This is a genomic window from Candidatus Poriferisodalis sp. (assembly GCF_965219595.1).
Classification (GTDB): Bacteria; Actinomycetota; Acidimicrobiia; order Acidimicrobiales; family Poriferisodalaceae; genus Poriferisodalis.
On the sequence record NZ_OZ244781.1, the window covers coordinates 391,623 to 416,342 of the forward strand.

Sequence of the window (24,720 nt, forward strand, 5' to 3'; positions counted from 1 at the left end):
CGCGACGGCTAGCCGTGCCGGGCGGCTCGCCAGCGCGGAGCTACAGGTTCGTCGGCCGGTGCGCGTGCGCCGGCTCCCGGCGCTCGCTCTCCAGGCACAGCCACATCGTCTGTCCGGCCGCCAGATCCACGCGGTCGCCCGGGCCATGCAACGCACCGTCCAGCAAGTCCACGCAGCCGGCCTCGCCGAATTGCCTGCCTGCGCTGCCCGCCGGGCAGAGCGACGACAGCACGTCGAGATCGACGGTGAGATGGGTGTGACCCACGTTGGTCACCGACACCACTGTCTGGCCGACCTGTGCGTCGCCGCGCATCACACCCAGGGCCTGCGGGCCCGAATCCAGCGACACCTGTGGGCTGTCGGGATGGAATGCCGGCTGCGCACGGCGGATGAGCATGCGGTGCACGAGCTCCACGAGGGTCCTGCGCCGGATCCCATCCTGCGCGCCGAGCAAGTCGACGGCCTCATCCAAAGTGACCTTGCGCCGGTTGATCGTGCGCTTGTTCTGCTCCACCGGCGGCAGGCCGTGCTCGGTGACGATGCGCGGCGGCTCGCTGATCGGCGTCCAGTAGCTGGGGGTGCCCAGAAGTGCGTGCACGTACAGCGCAGGGACGCCGGCGAGGCTCAGCATGATCGTGTGCGCGGCAAGGAATTGCGCCACGCCCAGCGGGTCACCATCGCCGGCGAAGAGGTCCCACAGCGAGACATTCAGCTCGTACGCCTTGGGACCTTCGGACGTGTCGAACTCCGAGTGTGTGCCACCCGCGCTGTGCGCCGCGGCGACGAGCCGGTTGATCTCGGCGGCGCTCAGCAGCCCTTCTACCGGGCGCAGCCCGATGCCATCGTGGCTGGCGATGAAGTTGAATAACGACGTTCCCGCCGGCGGCGTCTCCAGCTTCGCCAGCCATTGCTGCATCGCCACCGATGAGCCCGACAGCATCGTGTGAGCTACCAGCGGCGGCAGGCTGAAGTTGTAGACGAGATGGGCTTCGTCGCCGTCGCCCCAATACGCCACGTTCTGGTCGTGCGGCACGTTGGTCTCGGTGATGATGACCGAGTCGGGACAGCGTGCGTCCAGCAGCGTCCGCAGCAGCTTCACGAACTCGTGGGTCTGGGGCAGATTCACACAGGAGGTTCCGAGCTCCTTCCACAGGTATGCGATGGCGTCGAGCCTGAACCACCGAACGCCCGCGTCGACGAGGCGGGCCACGGTGCGCAGCAAATCAAGCAGGACCTCAGGCTCAGCGAAGTTCAGATCGATCTGGTCAAAGCTGAACGTGCACCACAGCAGCCGGGGGCCGTCGGGGGTCTCGACTTCGCGCAGCAGCGGCGTGGTGCGGGGACGCACCACGCTCGACAGTTCGTCTTCGGGCTCGGCGGTGAGCAGGAAGCGGCTGCCCGGCTCGTGGCCGTTGCAGAACTGTTCCATCCACGGGTGATCGGCGCTGACATGGTTCACAACCAGGTCGGCCATGACCGTGTAGGTCTCGCTGAGATCGCTGATGTCGTCCCAGGCGCCCAGCCGCGGGTCCACAGCACGGTGGTCGGTAATGGCGAAACCCCCGTCGGAACTCGCCGGGTAGAAGGGCAGCACGTGCACGACCGATACGACGTCGCCCGTCAGGTCGTCGAGCAGGTCGTGCATCGTCTGCATCGGCACCTTGCCCGCCTCGGTGATCGAGTCGGCGTAGGTGATCACCGCCACGTCGTGTTCATCCCACCGCGGGCCGCCTGCGGCAGCGCCCTCAGTGCCGTCGAGCCCGAGCGTGGAGAGCACCTCGTCGACGAGACGATCGGTATGCATCGCCGGATAGATGAACTCGAGGTGGCGCCGGACGCGGCCGCGGAGAACCCCCTCGGTCACGACGTTCGGACCCCAGTCATCAGGCCAGCTCTGGGCCAATCGGGTGCGGAACCGTAATCAGAACGTGCGCCGATTGGCGGAGCTTCCCACTGATGCACCCTGAGTTTCCCGCTCTTGTTCCCCATACCCATGCGATTGGGCTCACGGGCCGCTTGGGCCCCGGCTCCGCCTCTGGGCGAGATTAGTGACGTTCATCGCGCCGACCGCGTATGCGCGGTGCACCGCGTAGCGTGAAGCCATGGCCGACACACTGCTGGAAACAACAGTCGAGGGAACGGACGCACCCTCGATTCACCCGCTGTCGATGATGACCGAAGCGGAGGCTCACGCCGCCATCGAGGTGTTGCGTCGCAGCGGGCGCATCGGCGCGGACGCGCGCTTTCACGGCTTCTGCATCTGGGAACCGCCCAAGGCCGAAGTGGCAGCGTGGACGCCCGGCACCGTCACGGATCGGCGATTCGAGGTAGTGGTGCACGAGAACGGCCAAGTGCACGTTGCCGTGGTGTCGGTGACCCGCGGCGAGGTGGACTCGTGGACGCACCACCCCGGCGTGGTGCCCCGGGTGGGCATGGCGGAGCTGTTCGCCGTGATGGACGCCTGCCGGAAGGACCCGGGCTTCGCCGCTGCGCTGGCCAAGCGCGGCATCACCGATACCTCGCAAGTGCAGATCGACCCCTGGCCCACCGGTGACTACGACTTCGACTTCGAAATCGGCCGGCGCGTGCAGCGCTGCATCGCCTTCTGGCGCCCCAACCCTGCCGACAACGGCTACGCGTACCCGCTCGACGGATTGATGGTGCACATCAATGTCGACACGCTGGAAGTGCTGCACGTCACCGATTTCGACCAATGGCCGGTGGCCTCTGAGCGTGGCAACTACGACGTCGACTCGGTCACCGAGGACTTCGGGCCCATGCGCACCGATCTGCGCCCGATCGAGATCACCCAACCCGAGGGCACCAGCTTCACCCTCGCAGACAACGAGCTGTGCTGGCAGAAGTGGTCGATGCGCGTCGTCATGGACGACACCGAGGGCTTGGTGCTGCACCGCATTGCGTACAACGACGGGGGCCGGGTACGACCCATCATCGACCGGGCGTCGCTGGCCGAGATGGTGGTGCCCTACGGCGACACCCGGCCATCGCAAACGTTCAAGCACGCGCTCGACTCGGGCGAGTTCGGCCTCGGCCTGATGAACAACTCGTTGCAGCTCGGCTGCGACTGCCTAGGCGAGATCGTCTACCTCGACTCGACGCAGGTGTTCGACGACGGCTCGGTGGTGACCACGCCGAATGCCATCTGCATCCACGAGGAGGACTTCGGCATCGGCTGGAAGCACTTCGACTGGAACGCCGACACCACCGAGGTGCGCCGCTCGCGCCGCCTGGTGGTGAGCGCCATCCACACCGTCGGCAACTACGAGTACGGGTTCTTCTGGTACTTCTACCTCGACGGCACAATCCGCTACGAGGTGAAGCTGACCGGCATCCTCACCACGCGGTCACACCGTGATGGCGATGATCTGACATTCGCCCGCCAGGTGGCACCGCACGTGTCAGCCCCGATCCACCAGCACATCTTCTGCGTGCGGCTCGACATGGCGGTCGACGGCAATGCCAACCGGGTGGTGGAGGTGAACACCGAGGCGCTGCCTTCGGGGCCGGACAACCCGTACGGCACGGCGTTCGCCGCACGGGAAACCGTGCTCGAGAGCGAGCTGGCAGCCCGGCGAAACGCCAACTCGGGGTCGAGCCGGTACTGGCGCATCCAGAGCGCGGACCACATCAACCGGCTCGGCCATCCGACCGCCTTCCGGCTGCTGCCGCCGCCCACGGCCACCATGTTCGCCTCGCACGACAGCCCGCATTCCGAGCGCGCCACGTTCGCCCGGCACAACCTGTGGGTGTCGCCCACCCGGCCCGACGAGCGCTATGGCGCCGGACGGTTCCCGACTCAGCGCAACGCCGGCGACGGCCTGGAGCGCTACACGGCAGGCGACCGGTCGGTGGTCGACACCGACATCACGGTGTGGCACACGTTCGGCATCACGCACGATGCGCGGCCCGAGGATTTCCCGGTGATGCCCACCGAGTACGTCGGCTTCGGGCTGGTGCCCGACGGCTTCTTCGACCGCAACCCGATGCTGGACGTGCCGCCGTCATCCAACGGCCACTGCAGCTAGACGGGCGCGCCGCCTACTGTGGCCGGATGGCGGGAGCACCCGAGGCCGACGAAGCCACTCCGACGTCCGCAGCAGGCGAACCCGATGATCTCGGGCTGACAGGCCTTGAACTGGTCGAGCACTTCTCCCCGGCGCCGGCCGAGGGCCTGCGGATAGCACCGTTCCTGGACGCGATCGAGGCGCAGGCCGAGAGTGCAGACCAGACCCGGTCGGTCTCGTCGGAGGTCATCGAGGCCATCCGCGGCACCGACTTCATGCGCATGTCGGCGACGCGCAACATCGGCGGCGTCGAGGAGACCATGCTGCACATGGGCCGCGAACTCGAAGCGGTGGCAGCCCGCTGCCCGAGCCTGGCGTGGTGCCTGTGGAACCACCTGTGCGTCTTCCACCTATTCGTCGGCTCCGTAGGACCCGACCAGCAAGACTTCCTCACCCACATCGTGACCAACGGCCAATGGGTGTCGTTCCCTGGTGGCGCGCGCAGTTCGGTCTACGGACGCATCGAAGGCGATCAGGCGATCCTGAACGGCACCGGCCGGTGGGGCACCGGCGCTCGCTACGCCGACTACTGCGGGGTGGCCTTCGCCATCACCGGCGACGACGGCAAGCCGGTGAGGCCGATGGACATCCGCTTCACCATCCTGCCCACCAAGGCAGAGGGCGTGAAGATCGACCCCTCGTGGGACGGCGCCGGGCTGCGGGCATCGGCCACCGACGATGTCCACTACACCGACGTGCCCGTCAATCTCAGCGACTGCGTGGCCTGGTTCGGCGCCAACCGCGCTGAGTCGCTGCGCACGGTGCCGGTGGTGCATCACCGCTACCGCGAGGACTGGGTGGGCATCTCCGACCTGTGGCTCTCGTTCATGGCGGTGGGCCTCGTGCGCCGGGCGCTTGCCGAGGCTGCTGACGCGGCCGGCGGCCGGCGGGTGATCATCGGCGGCAAGATGGTCGATCGGCCCACCGTGCAGGTCAACTTCGGTCGGGCGGCATCACTGCTGGCAGCCGCCGCCGCGGCAACCGAAGCAGCGTGCAATGACGTCGACCGCCGCATCGCCGCCGGTGTCGTGCCCGACGAAGCCGACTACCTGCGGCAGATGGCGGTCACGACGATGGCCGTGGAGCAGCTCGACGAGGCCATGTCCTTGCTGCACCGCACCCAAGGCGGCACCGCGCTGCGAGAAGGCGGCGCTTTCGACCGCCGCTACCGCGACTTCCGGGCCATGCCGGTGCACATCAACGTGCACCAAGACCGGGTGACCCACCAGCTCGGCCGCCACCTCCTCGGTCTCGAACTCAACCCCTTCTGAACCAGCTCGGAGTGCCTGCGGGCGGTGGCAGCGGGCCCAGATGGGCAAGATTAGGCTCGATGGCGACCGCCCCGAGGTTGCCTCGCGGGCGCGAACGGAGAGGGAGATCATGCGTTCGAGGACTCTGACACGACTTGCCATTGCGGTGGCCGGCGTGGCGCTGCTGGGAGCAGCGTGCGGCGGCGACAGCAGCGACCCCGAGGACGTCACGGCGGCATTCGTGCTGGTGGGCCCAGTCGGCGACGCCGGCTGGAACTGGGCACACGACCAAGGCCGCCAGTACGCGGAAGACCAGACGGGCGCCACAACGCTGTTCGTCGAGAGCGTCCCGGAGAACGCCGAGGACTTCAAGGCAGTCGCTGTCGACTTCATCGAGAACGAGGATGCCGACGTCATCTTCGGCACGTCGTTCGGCTACATGGACCCGATGCTCGAGCTCGCCGACGAATATCCCGACGTCGTGTTCGAGCACGCCTCGGGCTTCAAGATGAACGACACCAACTTCGGCAACTTCTTCGGCCGCATGTACCAGCCCCGCTACCTGTCGGGCATGGCGGCCGGCGCGATGACCGAGACCGGGCAACTGGGCTATGTGGCCGCATTCCCGATCCCCGAGGTGATCCGAGGCATCAACGCCTTCACCCTCGGCGTACGCGAGACCAACCCGTCGGCCGAAGTCCACGTCATCTGGACCTTCACCTGGTTCGACCCGGCGGTTGAGGGCGACTCGGCCAAGGCCTTGCTTGAAGCCGGCGCCGACGTCATCGCCATGCACCAGGACTCAACGGCTGCGGGCGTGGCTGCGCAGGATGCCGGTGCCCGCTGGGTTGCCTACAACTCCGACATGCGCGATTTCGCACCTGACGCATTCATCACTGCTCCGGTGTGGAACTGGGGCCCGCGCTACTCCGAGATCATCGAGGCGGTCGCAGCCGGCACTTACGCACCGGGTGCGTACTGGGGCGGTATGGACGACGGCATCGTCGACCTGGCGCCCCTGGCCGATGACGTGCCGGGCGATGTCGCCAGCCAGATCAGCGACGTAGCAGAGCAGATCCGTGAAGGCGAGTGGGACGTCTTCACTGGCCCGATCAACGATCAGGACGGCACCGAGCGTGTCGCCGCAGGCGAGACCATGGACGACGGCTCGATGCTCGGCATGGACTGGTTCGTCGAAGGCGTCGTGGGTGACGCCAGCCCCTGATCCGACTGGCCGAACCGAACTGAAACTGATGTCGGAGCCGGGGGACGCCGCGGTGTCCCCCGGCTCCGGCGACGGTCGCGTCGTCGTCGACCTGCGGGGCATCCGCAAGGAGTTCCCCGGCGTCGTCGCGTGCGACGGCGCAAACCTCACTGTCCGGGCGGGCACGATCCACGCGCTGCTCGGCGAGAACGGCGCCGGCAAGACCTCGCTAGTGAATGTGCTCGGCGGCGTCTACCTGCCCGACGACGGCGAGATCTGGGTGCACGGCCAGCAGCGCCAATTCCATTCCCCGGCCGACGCCATCGCCGCCGGCATCGGCATGGTCCACCAAGAGTTCCGCCTGGTGCCCACGCTCACCGTCTTCGAGAACGTGGTGCTGGGCTCGGCGCCCCGCTATCTGGACATGGGTCAGATCATCGAGCGGGTTGCCCATCTGGCGGCGACGTACTCGCTCCAGACCGACCCGTCCCGGCCCGTGTGGCAGCTCTCGGTGGGCGAGCGCCAGCGCGTCGAGATTCTGAAGGCGCTGTGGCGCGACGCGGACGTGCTGGTGCTGGATGAGCCCACGGCGGTGCTGACTCCTGCCGAGGCAGCCGATCTGGGCCTGACGCTGCGCTCGATGGCCGACCGGGGCCGCTCGGTTGTCTACATCAGCCACAAGCTGGACGAGGTGCTGTCGGTGTGCGACGAGGCGACCGTGCTTCGCGGCGGGGTCACGGTGGCACGGCCCCGCAGCCTCGCGGGCGTCGATCGCTCCGAACTCGCCGAGATGATGGTGGGCGAGGCGGCAACGCAGATCCAGCGGCCCGCCGAGCGGCCCAGCGGCGACATCGTGCTGGAGCTGGCAGGCGTCTCGGCGCTGAGCGACCGTGGGCTGCCGGCTCTGCACTCGGTGGATATCGACGTACGCGCCGGTGAGATCGTCGGCGTCGCCGGCGTCTCGGGCAATGGGCAGCGGGAATTGGCCGAAGCCATCGCCGGACTGCGCCCGACCACGGCGGGCACGATGCTGCTCGCGGGGGTCGACATCACAGGAGCTTCGCCCCGGGGTCGTTCCCGTGCCGGTCTTGCGTACGTGCCTGAGGACCGGCTCGGCATGGGGCTGGCACCCGCGATGTCGGTGGTCGACAACGCAGTCGTGCGGTCGTACCGATCGATGCGGCGCCGGATGATGCTCGACCTGCGCGGTTGCGAGGATTTCTGCCGGCGTCTCATCGAGCGCTTCGGCGTGCAGGTGGGACGCGTTCACGAGCCGGTGAGCGCCCTGTCGGGGGGGAATCTCCAGCGCCTGCTGCTCGGGCGCGAGCTGACCGGCGAGCCCAAGATGCTCGTGGCAGCTCAGCCCACCCGTGGCCTCGACGTGGCAGGCATCGCCGCCATCCAAGAGCAGATCGTGGCCCAGCGGGCGGCGGGAGTGGGCGTGCTGCTGATCTCCGAAGACCTCGACGAACTGCTCGCCCTGTCGGATCGGCTGATCGTTATGTACGAAGGTCAGGTTGCCGCGCTCATGGATCCGACGCAGGTCACCCGAGCCGAAGTGGGCGCTGCGATGGCCGGGAGCGCGGCCACCGCCTCAGGCGGCAACTCGTGACCGACCCGGGCGCAGCGCCTGAACCGACGCACGCCCCGCTGCACACCGTGTCGCGTGGCCGGGCCCGCTGGCATCGCGGCCTGGTGCGGCCCGTCCTGCAGCGGCGTGCCGATGTCGTGCCTGCCGCCCAGGCTGTCGCCTTCGTCATCGGCATCGTCGTAGCGCTGATCGCGGGGGCACTCCTGCTGCTCGCTGCGGGCAACGACCCAGCCCAGGTGTACGGCCGGATGGTCGACTCGTCGCTGGGCGGCATCAATTCGATCTCGCGGACACTGCTGCGAGCCACGCCGCTGGCGCTGGCCGGCCTGGCCGTTGCCGTGGCCGGCTCCATGGGCCTGTGGAACATCGGGGCCGAGGGCCAGATGATGGCCGGCGCAACCGTTGCAGCGGGCTTTGCCATGTCGGCCGGCGACCTGCCGGGGCCCCTCCTCATCGTGCTGATGCTGATCGCAGGTGCAGTGGGCGGCGTCATTCTCATGGTGGGACCGGCGCTGGCGCGGGCATACCTCGGCGTCAGCGAGATCATCACGACGTTGATGCTCGTCGAGGTCTCGATCCGGGTAGTGGAGTGGCTCGAGACCGGCCCGTGGAAAGACCCTGAGTCGCAGGGTTTCGCGCTCATCGAGCCGTTGCCCGACCAGGCGTCGCTGCCGGGGTTGTTCGGTCGCGCCCACGTCGGCGCACTGTTCGCCGTCGCGCTGCTGGTCGCGTTCTGGCTGGCGGTCTCGCGCACTGCATGGGGATACGAGCTGCGCATGGCGGGTTCATCGCCTGCCACCGCTCGCTATGCCGGCATCTCGCTGCAACGCAAGGTGCTCGCTGCTCTGTTGCTGTCGGGTGCGCTGGCCGGTCTCGCCGGCGCCATCGAGCTCACCGGAACGGCGACGAGACTCGATCCTGGCTTGTCCAACGGCTACGGCTTCGCGGGGATCATCGTGGCCGCGCTCGCCCTGATGCGACCGTCGGGCGTGGCGGCGGTGGCCTTCGTGTTCGGCGCGGTGCAGGTGGGAGGCCAGTCCATCCAGACGCTCGGTGTCACGAGTTCGATCGCAACGATCCTGCAGGCCATGATCCTCATCGGAGCGCTGGTGGCGGCCGTGCTGCTGAACTACCGCATCCGCTGGGTGCGACCAGTCGGCCACGAGGCCGACACCCTTCCTCCGGCTGGCAGCACCGCTTCCCCGGGGGCATCGGGTGTCTGAGGCGGCAGTCGTCGGGCTGCTCGTGGCAACCGTTCAGTTCGCCACGCTCGTATATCTGGCCGGCCTGGGCGAGCTCATCGCCGAGCGTTCCGGCGTGCTGAACCTCGGTGTCGAGGGGATGATGGCGATGGGCGCCGTGAGCGGGTTCATGATGGCACTCGCCACCGACCGGCCCTGGATCGGCTTCGCATTCGCAGCGCTCGTCGGCATGGCGGTCGCGGGCGTTCATGCACTGGTGAGCGTGGTCATGGGCGCCGGCCAGGTGGTGTCCGGCCTGGCGATCACCATCGGTGGGCTCGGGTTCGCCGCCTTCATCGGCCAGGATGCGGTCCGCGAGCGTGCCGATGCCGTATTCACCGACCTCGGCATCGTCGGGCTCGCCGACATCCGCTGGGTCGGTCCGATCCTGTTCAACCAGCCGCCGGTGGTCTACCTCGCGGGCATCCTGGGCGTTGCGGCCTGGTTCGTCCTGAACCGGACCCGGCTGGGTCTGGCATTGCGAGCGGTCGGCGAATCTGCCTCCACGACAGACTCCGTGGGCCACTCGGTGATCCTCTTGCGCTCAGGGGCGGTGCTGATCGGAGGCGCCTTCGCAGGCGCAGCCGGCGCCTTCCTGTCGCTGTACATGGCTGCCGGTTGGACCGAAGGCCTCATCGCCGGGCGCGGCTGGATCGCCGTGGCGCTGGTCATCTTCGGAGCGTGGCGGCCCGGACGTCTGGCCGCCGGCTCACTGCTGTTCGGCTTCACGCTGGCGCTGCAGCCCCGAGTCCAGACTTTCGATCTGTCGATCTTCGGATTGGAGGTCAACACGATCTCGCCGGCGCTGCTCGGCATCCTGCCGTTCCTGCTGACGGTGGTGGTGCTGATCGCGATCAGCTTCCGGGCCCGGCACCGGCCGAGCCCCGCACCGGCTGCGCTGACCCTGCCCTACCGCCGCGAGGAGCGCTGAGAACGCAGTCCGCACCCGTGCGCAAGTGCCCTGACACAGCCGCCAAGTAGGTTTCGGCAGGTGACAGACGGCAACACCCATGAAGCCCTGCCCGACGGCACGAAACTGCAGATCCGGCTGCCGCCGGATCTCGAGGCCGGTGTCTGGTCCAACTTTGCCGTGGTGCGCCACTCGCCCTATGAGTTCACGCTCGACTTCATCCGGCTGGACTTCAGCGGCAAGCAGTCGCCGCGACGGGGCGTCGTGGTACAGCGGGTCAATATGTCGCCGCAGTTCGTGGAGCAGCTCATCAGCGCCCTGACCGACAACATGTCCAAATTCGCGTCGAATCTCGCTCCGTCCAGTCTCGAAACACTGAACGAGCCGCAGGACGATACGGACGGTTGACCGCGCTCAGCGCTGCGACGCGCGTTGGCGGCCCTTGGACCTCGAACGGTTGTTGTTTCGACGGTGCCGCGATTGGTGCTTGGCCGCCGGGTGCTTCGTCGCCGAACGCTTCGCCGCCGGGTGCTCGGCCGCCGGACGCTCAAGCGTGCGACGTCGAGTCTGCGGGCGTGAGGGCTGCCGGATCGCAGCGACGTCAGCGTCGGTGATGGGCTGTTCCAATCCCATCTTGCGTTGCATGGACCTGAGCTCTTTGACCTGCTCGGGCTGAACAAGCGAGATCACCACCCCACCTTGGCCGGCACGGGCAGTGCGGCCCGACCGGTGAAGGTAGGTCTTATGGTCGGCAGCGATGTCGTAGTGGACGACGGCGCCGACACCTTCGACATGAATGCCTCGCGCAGCAACGTCAGTCGCGACCAGCGCCTGCACCTCGCCGGCGGCGAACTCGGCCAGCGCTCTCGTGCGCTGGGGTTGGCTGCGCCCGCCGTGAAGCGCTGCCGCTCGGATGCCCCGGCTCTTCAGCTGCTTGGCCACGCGGTCGCAGCCGTGCCGGGTCCGGCAGAACACGACCGTCGAACCTGCAGCATCGACCGCCTCGGCGCAGATTCCGGTTCGATCAGTCTTGGCCACGCTCCAGAACATGTGGTCGGCAGCCCTGATATCGGGAGTCTCGTCGCCGACCTCGTGGCGCACGGGATCGCGCTGATAATCGCGCGTCAGCGTTGCCACATCTCCGTCGAGCGTGGCGGAGAACAACATGGTCTGGCGCCGTGTGGCGGTCTGGTCGAGCAGGCGCCTGACGGCCGGGATGAATCCCATGTCGGCCATGCGGTCGGCTTCGTCGATCACGACCTTGTCGACAGCGGACAGGTTGGCCTCACCCTGGGAGATCAGGTCCTCAAGGCGACCCGGGCACGCCACGAGAATGTCGACCCCGCGGCGCAACGACCCGATCTGGGCGCCGTAGCCCACGCCGCCGTAGGCGACGCCGACGCGGCGCTCGCCTGCAAACGTTCGCAGCTCTGTCTTGATCTGATCGGCAAGTTCGCGGGTCGGCGCGAGCACGAGTGCTCGCGGCTTGTGCGGCTCGGCATTGCCGACGCCGGCCACGAGCGGAATCCCGAAAGCCAGCGTCTTGCCGGATCCGGTGGGTGCGCGGCCGCAAACGTCGCGTCCGTCCAAGGCGTCGGCCACGGTGGCCGCCTGAATGGCAAACGGCTGGCTGATGCCTCGTTGAGCGAGCGCGCTGACGATGAAGTCGGGCGCGCCCAGCTGGGCAAAGGTGGGGGGCATATGTCTCCTCGCGCGTGATGCGCGGGCTCCTGAGGGTTCGGTTGCGCCTCAACAGGGGAGGAAGAGGTCGGAGAAAACAGGGTTTGGTCCACGTCGACAGGAAGAACCAAGACCAGCCTGCGAACCCGTCGGCCGAACATGTCGGCCGGACGCCGGGAGGGTACCGGCGCGCGCTGCTCAATGCTCACAGAGCACTCTGCAGCCGATCAGCCCCAGATGTGTTGAAGACGCAGACGGCGTGAGACGCCGCCGGGGCTCAGACAGGCTTGACGTTCTGAGCTTCGTCGCCCTTGCGGCCGGGTCCGATATCGAACTCGACCTCCTGCCCTGCCTCCAGCGTCCGGTAGTTCTCACCGACGATGTTGGAGAAATGGACAAAGACGTCATCGGCTCCTTCACGGGAGATAAAGCCGAAGCCCTTCTCGTTGTTGAAGAACTTGACTGTTCCACGCATGTTGTGCCTCTCGAAGCTCGGCCGGGCCGGCCACAGGCCGCAAGGGTAGGGCCGAAAGGCCGCGATCAGGCCCGCTCGCGCGCACTAGGTACAAATTCGGCCAAGAACTTGAGCGTCGCCTCCACGAATATGTCATTGCGGTCACCGGCCACCATGTGGGCCGCGCCGCCCACATTGGCGTAGTGCGCGTGCGGCACCGCCTCGAGGAATGACTGGGCGCCTTCCTCCGACAGCACATCGCTGAGGCCGCCCCGTACCAGCAGCGTCGGCAGCGTCAGATTCTCGGCGGCGGCTTGCTGGCGCGGAATGCGCTCGGCGAAGCTGCGCGGACGGTGCATGAAGGCCGGATCCCAGTGCCAGCGGTAGCGGCCGTCGGGCCAGAGGCGGACATTCTTGGCAAGTCCGTCCAGATTCCTGGGCCGCTTGCGGTGCGGCTGGTAGTTCGCAATGGCCTCGGCGACCTCTTCGAGCGAAGCGAACCCGTCAGCACCTTGGGCCATGAACTCCCGAATCTTGCGCACGCCGGCCGCTTCGATCTGCGGCGCGGTGTCGACGAGCACGAGTGCCAGCGCGTCCACGGCACCCTCGCCGACCGCGGTCAACGAGGTTCCCCCGCCCATCGAGGCGCCGACGAGCACCGGCCGTTCGCCGAAGTACTCCACGACGGCCACCAAGTCGGCCACCGATGCCTCGGTGGTGTAGTCGCCGTCGGGCGCCCAGTCCGAGTCGCCGTGGCCGCGGGCATCCAGGCACACCGCCCGGTAACCGCCGTCGGCAAGCGCTTGGCCCGCTCCCTTCCACGCGTGGCGGGTCTGGCCGCCGCCGTGCTGCAGCAGTACCAGCGGGCCATCGTCGCCGTAGATGTCAGCGGCGACCGTCACGCCTCCCGACGCTTCGATCATGAGATCGGGGATGAGCGTGTCGGTGATGCGCTCGCCGTGCTCGGAGGGGTGCGAATAGACATCGGCACCCGCGGGTTCCGACGGCACGAAGTCGGGCGCGTCAGCGTCTGCGGGATCGAACAGCGGCTTGCGCCGATCATCGGTCATGTGCGGCCTTTCGTTCGGTCAGGCGCTACGCGCGGCATCGCCGGCTGGCCCTGCCACCGGTGCCCGGGTTGTTCAAGTGGTCCGGGCGCGGCCGTCGGCCTTGGCGGCTGCCTGATCGCGTCGACGGGCCTCGCCGGCTGCGGCGAGAGCGGCACGATTCGAGTCGTCCACGCGCATGAAGTGGTTACGCCAACCGTCGTTGTCGTCGGCGTCCCATACGTAGGGCGTCTGCACGGTCGTGCGCGGCAACCACGCGCGCTCCAGCAGGTCGAGCGCGGTGCCCACGATGGCGCGTTGCATGCCGACGTCGCCGGGCTTGCCCGTCGGGTTCCCCAAGGGGAAGTCGGTGAACACGAACCGGGCGACGCCGCATTCCTCCACGATGTCGCGGGCGCTTCCGGCAACCACGGTGGGAATGCCTGCTTCTTCCAGGTGTCGAGCGATCAGACCGATCGTCTGGTGGCACACCGGTCAGAGAGGCACCAGGAACGCAACGTCCACGCCGTCTTCGCGCATCCACTCCTCGATACGGGGCGAATCGTTGCGCTGGGTGCGGCGATGGCTGTAGTCGGTGGGGATTCCGTAGAAGCGCTCAGACAGCGCACCGATGCGCCCATCGGCCTCGAGCTCGCGCAGCCGGTTGATGGGCAGGTAGGTGTCGAGATCCTCGGTGTGGGTGTTGTCCTTGTCCCAGAAGAGATCGCTGTTGTAGAGGCCTGCGAGGGCATCGTCGCAGCGAGCCGCATACGGCTGCTTGGGCCGGGCCACCGGCACTCCGACAGGCTCGCGGCCCTTCTCGAAGAACGAGGTGGTGACCAGCCCGACGGTGCTCTCGGACAGCGGCTTGGCCAACGGCGTGAACGCCACCTCATGGTTGTACGCCCACTGGTACGGCTGCGGGTAGCCGTGCGCCCCGTAGTACTCGCGCGACTTGTCGATATAGCTCAGGTACGACCGGTGTGCGCGCCGCCCATCCGGCTTCCGCCCGTTGGTCCCCCGCTGGGTCCGCTCTGTCAACGCCATCGTGTCTCCCATACTGGTCGCGCCCCACGACTGTACGCGCCCCGCCCTGCGGGATGCCCGCTGCCACTCTGAGGAGCAGCGCGGGCAGATGCGCCCGCTGCGGAGGCGGCATGACCTTCTGCTCCCGCGATCCAGCAGGTCGCAACGTCGCAGAATCTCCTGCCGCCTCCTCCGCTATGGCGTCTGTGCCTACTGGCCCGAATCCTTAGCCTGAGCGCCGTGACCGAGGCCGACGCCACCCCAGCGGGCGAACACTCCCCGCCACGCGAGGAAGCCGCGTGGGGTGCGGGTGGCCTAACGCTGGGTGGCAGCCTGGCCGAGGCCGTCGAGCAGCCGCCGACGGTGTATGCGGCCGTGGGCGGGCAACAGTTCTTCGACGAGTTGGTAGATCGCTTCTACGACGCAGTCGAGCAGGATGAGCTGCTCCGACCGATGTATCCCGCCGACATGGGTCCCTCCCGGCACCGTTTGGCGGGTTTCCTCGCCCAGTACTGGGGCGGCCCTGCCGACTACAGCTCCGAGCGCGGCCACCCGCGCCTGCGCATGCGACACATGCCCTTCGCCATCGGGCCAGCTGAACGCGATGCTTGGATGCGCCACATGCTGGCGTCGCTCGAAGCGGCAACCCTGCCAGACGGGTCACCGCTCGACCTCGACATCGCTCAGGCCATGTTCGCCCACTTCGACAACGCCGCCACCCACCTCATCAACCAGCCCAGCTAGCGGAACGCGGAGTAAGCCATGCGACGAGCGCGTCAGATGTGGGAGTGCGTGGAGCGGTATCACCAGCTCTGCTACTGGGCGCCGGAGGTCCGAGAGACCGCCACGGCTGCGGGGTTGAAGGGCTTCTGGATGAGCTACTTCGCGACCCGCTCGGCGCCGTTGGGACCCGTGCCAGCGAGCGTTGTGGAATCGCTGTTCTTCTACTTCGCACCTGCGCGGGTTCGGCGGGCGATCCCCGATGCGTGGACGTTCTCGACTCCGGCACAGGTGCTCGCCGCGCGCTACGAGGGCATGGACGCCGCGTTGAGACGCGAACTGGGCGAGTTGGTCAGCAGCGATTCGATTCGCCGCAACGCCGAAACCGTGCGGGCTGCCTGCGATGCTGCCAACCCCGTGGGGCGGGTGCTGTTCGCCGGCTGGGCGTCGCTGGACTGGCCAGACGAGCCCCACTTGGCGCTGTGGCACGGCTGCACTCTGCTGCGGGAATACCGCAGCGGATGCCACTTGATCGCCTTGGCAGCGGCCGGACTGGACGGCTGCGAATCGGTGGTGTCCCAGGTCGCCGTCGATGAGGCACCCGGCGAGTGGATTCAAGAAGAAGCCGGCTGGACCGAGACCGAGGCAGCGGCCGCGTACGAGCGCCTTCGCAACCGCGGCTGGGTGGATGCCGACGGGCGAGCCACCGCTGCAGGCTCCGCCGGGCGCGCTGAGGTCGAGGCCATGACCGACCGCCTCGACGGCGCTCACTGGGCAGCGATCGGCGACGATGCTGCCGACACCCTGCTCGCGGACATGGCGCCGCTCAACGCCGTGCTGCCGAAAGACGACCAGATTGACTGGCGAGAGCTCTACACCGCCAACGCCACTTCTGTCACCGAATAGACCCTGAGTCGCCTCAGTCTGCGCCGCGACAACGCGGAGCTCTCGGCGCAGCGCGCGCCCTGACGGCATCTGCAAGGCTGCGGCCCATGAGCGAGCAGTTACCCGGGCACGTTGATGACCCGGTGATGTCCCATAGCGAGTCGGTCGACATCGACGCCCCGCCGCACGTGGTGTGGGGGATGGTGACGGCGCTGGATCGCTACGGCGAGTGGAGCAACGAGAACACCGGCGGGTACTGGCGCAAGGGGCCTGATGGCGTGCCCGGCACCGGGCAGGTCGGCGACATGTTCGTCGGCATCAACCGGCTCGACGGCGAGGAGTGGAAGGCCCCCGTCGAGATCATCCGCCGCGTCGAAGACGAGGACTTCGCCTTCGTGACGGGCGGCCTCGAATACAACATCGTCCTGTGGCGCTACCAGCTGGCGCCGAACGGCGCGGGCACCACGTTGACCGAGACCTGGACGCTGCGCCAACTGTCCCCCCGCATGATCGAGAACGGGCAGAAGGAACTCGACTACCGGGCCGGCAATGCCCGCGCTGGCATCCGCACCACGCTCGCAGCGATGAAGGCAGCCGCAGAGGCCTAGCGCCTCAGAGGCTGAGCGATCAGCCGGGGATGCCGACCATCTGTGCGGTTGCGTGCATGTTCACCAGGCCGTCAAAGTCGACGAATTCGCTGAAGCCGTCTTCGGTGATGGTGGCCCGGTAGTCGTCCCAGCCCTGCGGATCGCGGAAGTACAGCTCCGCCATGCCCAGGTAGGCCTCATTCGCGGGATCCTGGCTGTGGTTCACCACGTAGCGCAGCCCGCCGATCTCGCCCAAGACGCCTCGCACGTTGGGCGCATGCACTTCGAGCCAGTGCCGGAACGCCTCGTCGTAGTCGATGCCGTCCCGGGCGGGCACCAGGAACGACACCTTGAAGAAGCCTGACCGCGTCGCCGGGAACGGCTCGTTCAGAGTGTTCGGCACGACGGGCAGCTCGCCGTCGATCACCACGTACTCCGTGGTTGCCCACCCCACGTACGGCTGAGCCTTCTGCTGGAACGTGTCTCGGGGCACCGTGCCGTGCGGCTCGGTTGGATTCGGGATTGCCCGGTCGAACCAGAGCTGCGCCATACCGTCCCAAGGCACGTCTTTGCCGGGCCGCTGATCGAACAGCGTCGCGATGTACTTCGTGGCGTGGACCTTGCCCTCGGCGGCTGCCTGCGCCTGGCCGGCAATCACGTCGGGCATGTGATTCTTGAACCAGTTCGCGACCAGCTCGTCGCGGGTGGCCTCCGGCCGGCGCTTGATGAGGAAGATCATCTTGGCGCCGGGTGTTGCTGCAATGGCCGATGACATCGGTGCCTCCTGGGCTGCGAACCTCGGGCGGGTCTCGCCCTGCGTGCCGCGATCCTGCCACCTGGCCCCGGGCTGCCGCAGCGCTGCGTCGCCGCGACGCCTCCGTCACCCGATCTGGCAGCCCCTAGTCGGCCAGTTCGGTTGTGAGCGCCTTGGCCAGCAGCTCGTAGTCGTCGGACCGGTTGTAGAGGTGGGCCGAGATGCGCAGGACGCGGTCGGGCGGCACCGGCCAGGTGAACACCGGCACCTCGATGCGGTGGCGATCGCGCAGCGCCGCCATGAGCGGGTCGAAGATCGCCGAGCCCGCGTTGCCGGCCGGCGGCAGCGGAACGCTGGCAATGGCGCCGATCATGTCCGCTGGTGCCGGCGGCTCGATGCCGAGCGCCTCGATGAGCACGTCGCGACCGGTCAGGCAGAGCTCGCGGATTGCCGCCTTCACCCCCGGCCAGCCTTCGGGGTGCATGGCCTCGACCGCGGCCAGGGCATCGGCGATGGTCAGCCAGGCCGCCGGATCATGGGTGCCTGTCCAGTCGAACTGGGCATGCAGATGCCCACCTTCGGACGGCCAGCCGCCGTTGTAACCGTGGCTGACAACCGCGTGGTGCATGCCGTCACGCCGGTCGGGTCGCACCCACAGGAACGCGGCGCCCTTTGCCGAGCACATCCACTTGTGGCAGTTCGCGGTGACGTACGACGCGCCCAACGCCGTCACATCGAAGTCGATCATGCCGGGCGCATGGGCCGCGTCGACGAGCACCCGAACATCGGGCTCCAACCGCGCCACCAGCTCGTCCACCGGCATGACCAGGCCCGTCGCCGAGGTGACTGCGTCGATGAGCAGGATGCGCGTGCGTTCGGTGACGGCACTGAGCACGGCGTCGACCACCTCGCTGCGGTCGCCGAGCGGGAACGGCACTGCTGCGGTAGTGACCACGGCGCCGGCACGGGACGCCGACACGACCGCCGCATTGGCGCACGCGTTGTACTCGTGATCGGTGACGAGGATCTCGTCGCCGGGCGACAGGCTCGGCTCCAGCGAGCGGAGCACCGAGTTCACGCCCGTCGTCGCGTTCGTGACGAACACGAGTCCTGCGGGGTCGGCACCGACGAACTGCGCCACAGCCCGCCGCGTGTCGTCGAGCCGCTCCTGGTACTCGCCCTCGAGGAAGAACCGGGTCGGGTTGGCCTCCATGCGGGTGCGGATGGCCTGCTGCGCGTCGAGAACTCCCGCAGGAGTCGCGCCGAACGAGCCGTGATTGAGATGCAGCACTTCTGGGTCCAATAGCCATGCAGTCACGCAGCGCACGCTACGGCGCGCTCCGGGCCGATTTCCACACGGTCTGGACATCGCCGGTAACTTCCGCAGCGACATGCTGCAGCCGATCACCGTTGCCGACGGCGTCGCCACCAACGCCCGGTCCTTTCCGGACCGGTGTGCGATCGAGGTGCTCGATCCCCGCACGACGGGAGACGTAGAGCCGGTCGAGTCGTGGACGTACGGCGCGCTCTGGGGCCGCACCGAGGCCTTGGCAGATGCGCTGGGTTCCGTGTCCGCAGGCGCGCACGGGCCGATGGCCGGACTCCTGCTGCCGAACGGCGCCGACCACGCTGCCGCCTACCTCGCCTGCCAGCTCGTCGGCGCTGCTGCAGTGCCGGTCAACAGCCGGCTCGCCGAGCCGGAGATCCGCTACGTGCTGGAGGACTCGGGTGCCTCGGTGCTGCTCTCGGCCGAGCCATTCATCGACATCGCTCGCCGGGTCACTGCCGACCTCGGCATCAAGCTGATCGACACTGCCGAGATTCCCGCCTCAGCACCGATGAGGTGGTCACGGCCGATCGGTCCGTACGCCGACAGTGATCGCCGCAGTGGCCGGCTGGTGCCGAGCACTGCGCCCACCGAGGTCACCACCGACCAACGCGCAGCGATGATTGCCTACACCTCGGGCACGACCGGTTTTCCCAAGGGAAGCATCAACACCAACGCGGGGTTCCTGGCACGCCTGATGCACTGGAGCTGGACATTTGGGTTGACTGCCCGCGAGGTCGTGTCGACGCCGGGTCCGATGTTCCATCTGTCCTACGGCGGACTGACATTGGCGCAGCTCGTGGCCGGTGGGCGTGCCCGGGTGATGACTGCATTCGAGCCGCAGGCCGCACTTGCCGAATACTCCCGCCATAGCTCGTGGGCATTCCTCGTGCCCTCGATGACCGCCGCAATTGCCGAGGTATGGCGGGGAGCTGGGCGACCGCCGCTGAAAGCGTTGCGGTACCTGCTGTCTGCAGGTGCACCCGGACCGATGTCCCTGCTCGACGAGGCGTTCGACATATTCCCGAATGCGGAGATCACTGACGGCTATGGGTGGACCGAAGCCGGCTGGGTGACCTACGACATCAAGGACCGCTCGGCGCTCGTGCCCCATTGTGTGGGAGGGCCGACGCCGGGCTCAGTGATCAAGGTGGTTGACCCCGAGACCTGCGAGGAGGTTGCCGACGGCGTTGCCGGGGAAGTGGTCGCCTTGTCGGTGGTGCCCTTCGAGGGCTACCTGGGACGGCCCGAGGCCACGGAGGCGGCGCACACCCCCGATGGATTCGCCCGCTCGGGCGACATGGGCATCATGGCCTCCGACGGCCGGCTGGCGATTGTGGACAGGGTCAAGGACATGATCATCAGCGGCGGCGAGAACGTGTACTGCGCCGAGGTTGAGCGAGTGCTCGTCGAGCATCGGGACATTGCCGAAGCGGCCGTGGTCGGACTGCCCGACGAACGCTGGGGCGAGCGCGTCGTCGCGGCCGTGGTGCCTCACGAGGGCAGCCGGCCCGAACCGGTTGAGGTGATTGCCTTCGTGCGCGACCGGCTCGCCCACTACAAGTGCCCACGGGAGTTGATGGTCGTCGGCGATCTGCCCCGCAATGCCATGGGCAAGGTGCTCAAGCCGCTTCTCGCCCAGCAATTCGGCCCGAACGCCCAGACATCGTCCAGCAGCGCCTGATACTCGCCGCCGAGGTTGGCCATCCCACCGCGGCGCTGCTGTATTCCATTTGCGTTATATGCCAAGATAGTCATACATTGCGCCGGTGCCTTGGGAGGTCGAGTTCACCGATGAGTTCGAAACTTGGTGGAACACGCTCGCAGAGACTGTTCAAGATGCGGTTGCTGCCAGGGTCAAGCTGCTCGAGGCCCACGGCCCTCAGCTGCCCTTCCCCTACTCGTCGGATGTGCGCAGCTCACGTCATGGAGCGATGCGCGAACTCAGGGTGCAGAGCGCCGGTCGGCCGATACGGATCTTCTACGCCTTTGATCCGCGACGCACGTCGATCCTCCTGCTCGGAGGCGACAAGTCCGGCGACGACCGGTTCTACGAGACCTTGGTGCCGTTGGCGGACCGTCTCTACGACGCATACCTGCATGAGCTACGCCAAGAAGGGCTGATCGAATGACGGGGCACAGACCATTCCGGGAGCTCACCGAGCACCTCCCTCGCGAACGGCGCGACCGCATCGAGAAGCTCAGCCGAGAGCTGGCCGCCGAGATGCCCCTGCACGAGCTTCGCCGGGCCCGTTCGCTGACGCAGCAGGACGTGGCCGAGGTACTGGACGTGCAGCAGCCTGCTGTGGCGAAGCTGGAGCGCCGCGCCGACATCTACGTCTCGAGTCTCCGTTCCTACATCGAGGCCGTCGGCGGCCGGCTGCGCATCGTCGCCGAGTTCCCTGACGGCGACGTGTCCATCACGAGCTTCTCCAAACTAGGCGAGGGCGAGCGGCCTCTTCGATCGTGAGATTCCCGAACATCACCTCCGGGAAGTGGAGGACGGCATGAAGAAGCTGCTCGTAGCGAACCGGGGTGAGATCGCCATCCGTGCCTTTCGCGCTGCGACCCAGCTCGGCATCCGGACTGTGGCGATCCTTCCCGTCGAGGAGGAGCGCAGCGGGGCGTTGCACCGGATCAAGGCCGACGAGGCATACGTCATCGGCACCGAGGGCCGGCCGGTGCGGGCCTACCTCGACCACGAGGCCATCGTGGCCAAGGCGGTCGAAGTCGGCGCCGACGCCATCTACCCCGGCTACGGGTTCCTCTCCGAGAGCCCAGATCTCGCCGACGCATGCGCGGCGGCCGGCATCACCTTCGTGGGACCGAGCGCAGGAGCGCTGCGGCTGACCGGCAACAAGATGCGGGCGCGGGAGGCGGCTGAAGCAGCCGGCTTGCCGGTGCTGCGACAGTCGCCGCCCGTCGACGATGACGCTGCCGAGGTCGACATCGCAAGCGCTGCGTCGGCAATCGGCTTTCCGCTGTTCGTGAAGGCCGCATCGGGGGGCGGCGGGCGCGGCATGCGCCGCGTGGAGCGCACCGAGAACTTGGCCGAGGCGGTCGACGCCGCCCGCCGGGAGGCCCACAGCGCCTTCGGCGACAGCACCGTCTTCCTCGAAGAGGCCATGACCGACGTGCGCCACATCGAGGCGCAGGTGCTGGCCGACGCCAGCGGCCGCGTCGTGCACCTCTACGAGCGGGACTGCTCGGTGCAGCGACGCTTCCAAAAGGTGGTCGAGATGGCGCCCGCCCGCGACCTCGATCCGGCGGTGCGGCGGCAGCTGCTCGCAGATGCGGTGCGCTTCGCGGAGGCCATCGGCTACGTCAACGCGGGCACGGTGGAGTTTTTGGTGGAGCCCAGCGGTCGGCACGTCTTCATCGAGATGAACCCCCGCATCCAGGTGGAGCACACGGTGACCGAAGAAGTCACCGACATCGATCTCGTCGAGTCGCAGCTGCGCATCGCCGCCGGTGCCACGCTCGACGATCTGGGGCTGTCCCAGGACCGCATCAGCGTGCGCGGCTTCGCGATGCAGTGCCGCGTGACCGCCGAGAACCCCGCCAACGACTTCCGACCCGACACCGGGCGCATCGTGGCCTACCGGCCCGCCAGCGGTGCGGGCGTGCGGCTCGACGGCTGCGTGTACCAGGGGGTGGAGATCACCCCGCACTTCGACTCGATGATCGAGAAGATCACCTGCCGCGGCCCCGATTTCGACACCGTGGTCCGGCGCATGCAGCGCACCCTGGCCGAGTACCGGGTACGGGGCGTATCGACCAATCAGCCGTACCTGCAAGCGATCTTGGCTGACGCCCAGTTCCAGTCCGAACCCGTCACCACGACGTTCATCGACGACAGGCCTGAACTCACCGCGGCGTCGGTCGGCGCCGACCGGGCCACACGGCTGCTGCGCTACCTGGCCGACGTGACCGTCCACCAGCCCCACGGCCCGGCTCCGACCCATGTCGATCCCGCCACCAAACTCGCACCGACGCCACGCACGCCGCCGGATGGGTCCAAGCAGCGACTCGACGAACTCGGGCCCAGGGGCTTCGCAGCCGGCCTGCGGGCCGCCGGCACCGTGGCCGTCACCGACACCACGCTGCGCGATGCCCACCAATCGATCCTCGCCACCCGGCTGCGCACCATCGACCTGGTGGCGGGCGCCCGCCAGATGGCCCATTACATGCCGCAGCTGCTCAGCATGGAGTGCTGGGGAGGCGCCACCTTCGACGTGGCGCTGCGGTTCCTGCACGAGGACCCGTGGGAACGGCTGCGGCGCATACGTGCGGCGGCTCCCAACATCTGCACCCAGATGCTGCTTCGGGGGCGCAACACGGTGGGCTACTCGCCATATCCCGACACGGTCGCCCACGAGTTCGTGGCCGAGGCGGCTGCATGCGGGATGGACATCTTCCGGGTCTTTGACGCGTTCAACTCCATCGACCAGATGCGGCCCGCTATCGAAGCCGTCATCGAGGCCGGCGCGGTAGCCGAGGGCACCATCTGCTACTCGGGCAACCTGTCCAGCCCCGATGAGGACCTCTACACCCTCGACTACTACTTGAGCGTCGCCGAGCATCTCGACGCCGCCGGGGTCCACATCCTGTGCATCAAGGACATGGCGGGGCTGCTGCGCCCGCCCGCCGCGGAGACGCTCGTCAGTGCCTTGCGTGAGCGGTATGCCCAGCCAGTGCACCTGCACACCCACGACACCGGCGGCGGGCAGCTCGCCACCTACCTTGCAGCTATCGACGCCGGGGTGGATGCCATCGACGGGGCTGCCCCGCCCCTGTCGGGGATGACATCCCAGCCGTCCATCGCCTCGATCGTGGCGATGACCGACGACACCGACCGGGCTACCGGGCTCAGCCTCGATGCGATCGGCGACATGGAGCCCTACTGGGAAGCAGTGCGGCACGTATACGCGCCGTTCGAAGCCGGCCTGCCGTCGCCCACGGGCACCGTCTACCGCCACGAGATTCCCGGCGGGCAGCTCTCGAACCTGCGGGCGCAGGCACGGGCGCTGGGCCTCGGTCACCGTTTCGAGGAAGTCGAGCGTCTGTATGCGGCGTGCAGCGACCTGCTCGGCCGCCCCATCAAGGTCACCCCGTCGTCGAAGGTTGTCGGCGATCTCGCCCTGCACCTCGTGGCCTCGGGCGTCTCACCCGAAGAGCTGGCTGGCGATCCGGCCGGGGCCGACCTGCCCGACAGCGTCATCGGCTTCTTGCATGGCGAGCTCGGCACCCCGCCGGGCGGATTCCCCGAACCCTTCCGGACCCACGCCACCGAGGGCCGCGACTGGGCGCCCAAGACCAAGGACCTCACCGACGACGACGTGGCGGGCTTAGCGGCCGATCGCGCCGCCACGCTGAATCGGCTGCTGTTTCCCACGCCCTCAGCAGCCCACAGCGAGAACACCCACCGCTACGGCGACCTGTCGGTACTGCCGTCGCTGCTGTTCTGGTACGGGCTGGACCCTCACGACGATGACACCGCCGTGGTGCTCGGCCCGGGCGTACGGCTGCTGCTGGGCCTGCGGTCCATCGGCGAGCCGAACGACGAGGGCATCCGACTGGTGAGCTTCCGGGTGAACGGCCAGCCCCGCGATATCGACACGCTCGATCGCACGGTGGCCGTCGATCGGCCCGAACACGCCAGGGCAGACGCCAGCGTCCCGGGTCACGTGGCGGCGCCGTTCAGGGGCTCGGTGAACGTGTCGGTGTCCGAGGGCGATCAGGTGGAAGCCGGGGACACGGTTGCGGTCATCGAGGCCATGAAGATGGAATCGTCGATCTCTGCGCCCGTCACCGGCACGGTCATCTCGGTCGCTGCAGCCTCGGGGTCGCTGCTCGAGCCCGGCGACCTGATCGCGGAGATCCGCCCGGCCGGTCGCTCGGGCAGTCCGGAAAGCGAACACGACGGCTAGGGCTTCTCGGCCGCCGCCGGACGATGGCGT

22 protein-coding genes are annotated in these 24,720 nt (G+C 68.0%); 14 read left to right on the forward strand and 8 right to left on the reverse strand.

All coding sequences use genetic code 11. From position 1 onward, the window contains the following. Positions 1-40 precede the first annotated feature (40 nt). Positions 41-1,864 carry an alpha-amylase family glycosyl hydrolase gene (locus ACOQPE_RS01760; RefSeq protein ID WP_420610213.1) on the reverse strand — a complete coding sequence of 608 codons (1,824 nt, stop codon included), beginning with the start codon at positions 1,862-1,864 and terminating at the stop codon, positions 41-43. A 238-nt stretch (positions 1,865-2,102) separates the two neighbouring features. On the opposite strand from ACOQPE_RS01760, the gene ACOQPE_RS01765 reads away from it, so the two are divergent. The 7 genes from ACOQPE_RS01765 (at position 2,103) to ACOQPE_RS01795 (ending at position 10,689) form a co-directional block, all read left to right on the forward strand. Next, complete coding sequence (locus ACOQPE_RS01765; protein ID WP_420610214.1) at positions 2,103-4,046, forward strand: primary-amine oxidase; 1,944 nt, start codon at positions 2,103-2,105, stop codon at positions 4,044-4,046. 26 nt (positions 4,047-4,072) lie between these two features. Beyond that, entirely contained in the window at positions 4,073-5,356 is a 1,284-nt protein-coding gene (locus tag ACOQPE_RS01770; protein ID WP_420610215.1) for an acyl-CoA dehydrogenase family protein, read from the forward strand. A gap of 109 nt (positions 5,357-5,465) precedes the next feature. Continuing rightward, positions 5,466-6,560: a BMP family ABC transporter substrate-binding protein gene (locus ACOQPE_RS01775; protein ID WP_420610216.1), complete on the forward strand. Its 1,095-nt coding sequence runs from the start codon at positions 5,466-5,468 to the stop codon at positions 6,558-6,560. 28 nt (positions 6,561-6,588) lie between these two features. Beyond that, positions 6,589-8,151 carry an ABC transporter ATP-binding protein gene (locus ACOQPE_RS01780; protein ID WP_420610217.1) on the forward strand — a complete coding sequence of 521 codons (1,563 nt, stop codon included), beginning with the start codon at positions 6,589-6,591 and terminating at the stop codon, positions 8,149-8,151. Then, positions 8,148-9,353, forward strand: a complete 1,206-nt coding sequence (locus ACOQPE_RS01785) for an ABC transporter permease (protein ID WP_420610218.1) — start codon at positions 8,148-8,150, stop codon at positions 9,351-9,353. The genes ACOQPE_RS01780 and ACOQPE_RS01785 overlap by 4 nt, the downstream gene beginning before the upstream one ends. Beyond that, complete coding sequence (locus ACOQPE_RS01790; RefSeq protein WP_420610219.1) at positions 9,346-10,302, forward strand: ABC transporter permease; 957 nt, start codon at positions 9,346-9,348, stop codon at positions 10,300-10,302. The genes ACOQPE_RS01785 and ACOQPE_RS01790 overlap by 8 nt, the downstream gene beginning before the upstream one ends. A 60-nt stretch (positions 10,303-10,362) precedes the next feature. Continuing rightward, positions 10,363-10,689 carry a DUF3467 domain-containing protein gene (locus ACOQPE_RS01795; RefSeq protein WP_420610220.1) on the forward strand — a complete coding sequence of 109 codons (327 nt, stop codon included), beginning with the start codon at positions 10,363-10,365 and terminating at the stop codon, positions 10,687-10,689. A gap of 6 nt (positions 10,690-10,695) precedes the next feature. Here ACOQPE_RS01795 and ACOQPE_RS01800 read toward each other — a convergent pair whose 3' ends face one another. From ACOQPE_RS01800 to ACOQPE_RS01820, 5 genes are all read right to left on the reverse strand, one after another. After that, entirely contained in the window at positions 10,696-11,982 is a 1,287-nt protein-coding gene (locus ACOQPE_RS01800; RefSeq protein WP_420610221.1) for a DEAD/DEAH box helicase, read from the reverse strand. A gap of 256 nt (positions 11,983-12,238) precedes the next feature. Next, a complete protein-coding gene (locus ACOQPE_RS01805; protein WP_323671260.1) occupies positions 12,239-12,436 on the reverse strand; it encodes a cold-shock protein in 198 nt (65 codons plus the stop codon). Positions 12,437-12,501: 65 nt separating this feature from the next. Beyond that, positions 12,502-13,485 (reverse strand): alpha/beta fold hydrolase, encoded by a 984-nt coding sequence (locus ACOQPE_RS01810; protein WP_420610222.1) that lies wholly within the window; start codon positions 13,483-13,485, stop codon positions 12,502-12,504. A gap of 72 nt (positions 13,486-13,557) precedes the next feature. Then, positions 13,558-13,953 (reverse strand): hypothetical protein, encoded by a 396-nt coding sequence (locus ACOQPE_RS01815; protein WP_420610223.1) that lies wholly within the window; start codon positions 13,951-13,953, stop codon positions 13,558-13,560. A gap of 3 nt (positions 13,954-13,956) precedes the next feature. Continuing rightward, entirely contained in the window at positions 13,957-14,508 is a 552-nt protein-coding gene (locus ACOQPE_RS01820; protein WP_420610224.1) for a hypothetical protein, read from the reverse strand. A gap of 312 nt (positions 14,509-14,820) precedes the next feature. Here ACOQPE_RS01820 and ACOQPE_RS01825 point away from each other — a divergent pair, with 312 nt between their 5' ends. From ACOQPE_RS01825 to ACOQPE_RS01835, 3 genes are all read left to right on the forward strand, one after another. Next, positions 14,821-15,231, forward strand: coding sequence for a globin (locus tag ACOQPE_RS01825; protein WP_420611339.1), 411 nt, complete (start codon positions 14,821-14,823; stop codon positions 15,229-15,231). A gap of 18 nt (positions 15,232-15,249) precedes the next feature. Continuing rightward, entirely contained in the window at positions 15,250-16,113 is an 864-nt protein-coding gene (locus tag ACOQPE_RS01830) for an SCO6745 family protein (protein WP_420610225.1), read from the forward strand. Positions 16,114-16,199: 86 nt separating this feature from the next. Further along, on the forward strand, positions 16,200-16,700 hold the full coding sequence (locus ACOQPE_RS01835; protein ID WP_420610226.1) for an SRPBCC family protein: 501 nt from the start codon (positions 16,200-16,202) through the stop codon (positions 16,698-16,700). Between the two features lie 19 nt (positions 16,701-16,719). Here ACOQPE_RS01835 and ACOQPE_RS01840 read toward each other — a convergent pair whose 3' ends face one another. Beyond that, positions 16,720-17,454, reverse strand: coding sequence for an EthD domain-containing protein (locus ACOQPE_RS01840; RefSeq protein WP_420610227.1), 735 nt, complete (start codon positions 17,452-17,454; stop codon positions 16,720-16,722). Positions 17,455-17,578: 124 nt separating this feature from the next. Then, positions 17,579-18,751 (reverse strand): aminotransferase class V-fold PLP-dependent enzyme, encoded by a 1,173-nt coding sequence (locus ACOQPE_RS01845; RefSeq protein WP_420610228.1) that lies wholly within the window; start codon positions 18,749-18,751, stop codon positions 17,579-17,581. A gap of 73 nt (positions 18,752-18,824) precedes the next feature. Here ACOQPE_RS01845 and ACOQPE_RS01850 point away from each other — a divergent pair, with 73 nt between their 5' ends. The 4 genes from ACOQPE_RS01850 (at position 18,825) to ACOQPE_RS01865 (ending at position 24,690) form a co-directional block, all read left to right on the forward strand. After that, the gene (locus tag ACOQPE_RS01850; RefSeq protein ID WP_420610229.1) at positions 18,825-20,444 is read left to right on the forward strand and encodes a class I adenylate-forming enzyme family protein; all 1,620 of its coding nucleotides are present in this window, start codon (positions 18,825-18,827) and stop codon (positions 20,442-20,444) included. 85 nt (positions 20,445-20,529) lie between these two features. Then, positions 20,530-20,892 (forward strand): type II toxin-antitoxin system RelE/ParE family toxin, encoded by a 363-nt coding sequence (locus tag ACOQPE_RS01855; protein ID WP_420610230.1) that lies wholly within the window; start codon positions 20,530-20,532, stop codon positions 20,890-20,892. After that, on the forward strand, positions 20,889-21,230 hold the full coding sequence (locus tag ACOQPE_RS01860) for an XRE family transcriptional regulator (protein ID WP_420610231.1): 342 nt from the start codon (positions 20,889-20,891) through the stop codon (positions 21,228-21,230). The genes ACOQPE_RS01855 and ACOQPE_RS01860 overlap by 4 nt, the downstream gene beginning before the upstream one ends. Before the next feature lie 37 nt (positions 21,231-21,267). Next, positions 21,268-24,690, forward strand: a complete 3,423-nt coding sequence (locus ACOQPE_RS01865) for a pyruvate carboxylase (RefSeq protein ID WP_420610232.1) — start codon at positions 21,268-21,270, stop codon at positions 24,688-24,690. The last annotated feature ends 30 nt before the right edge of the window (positions 24,691-24,720 follow it).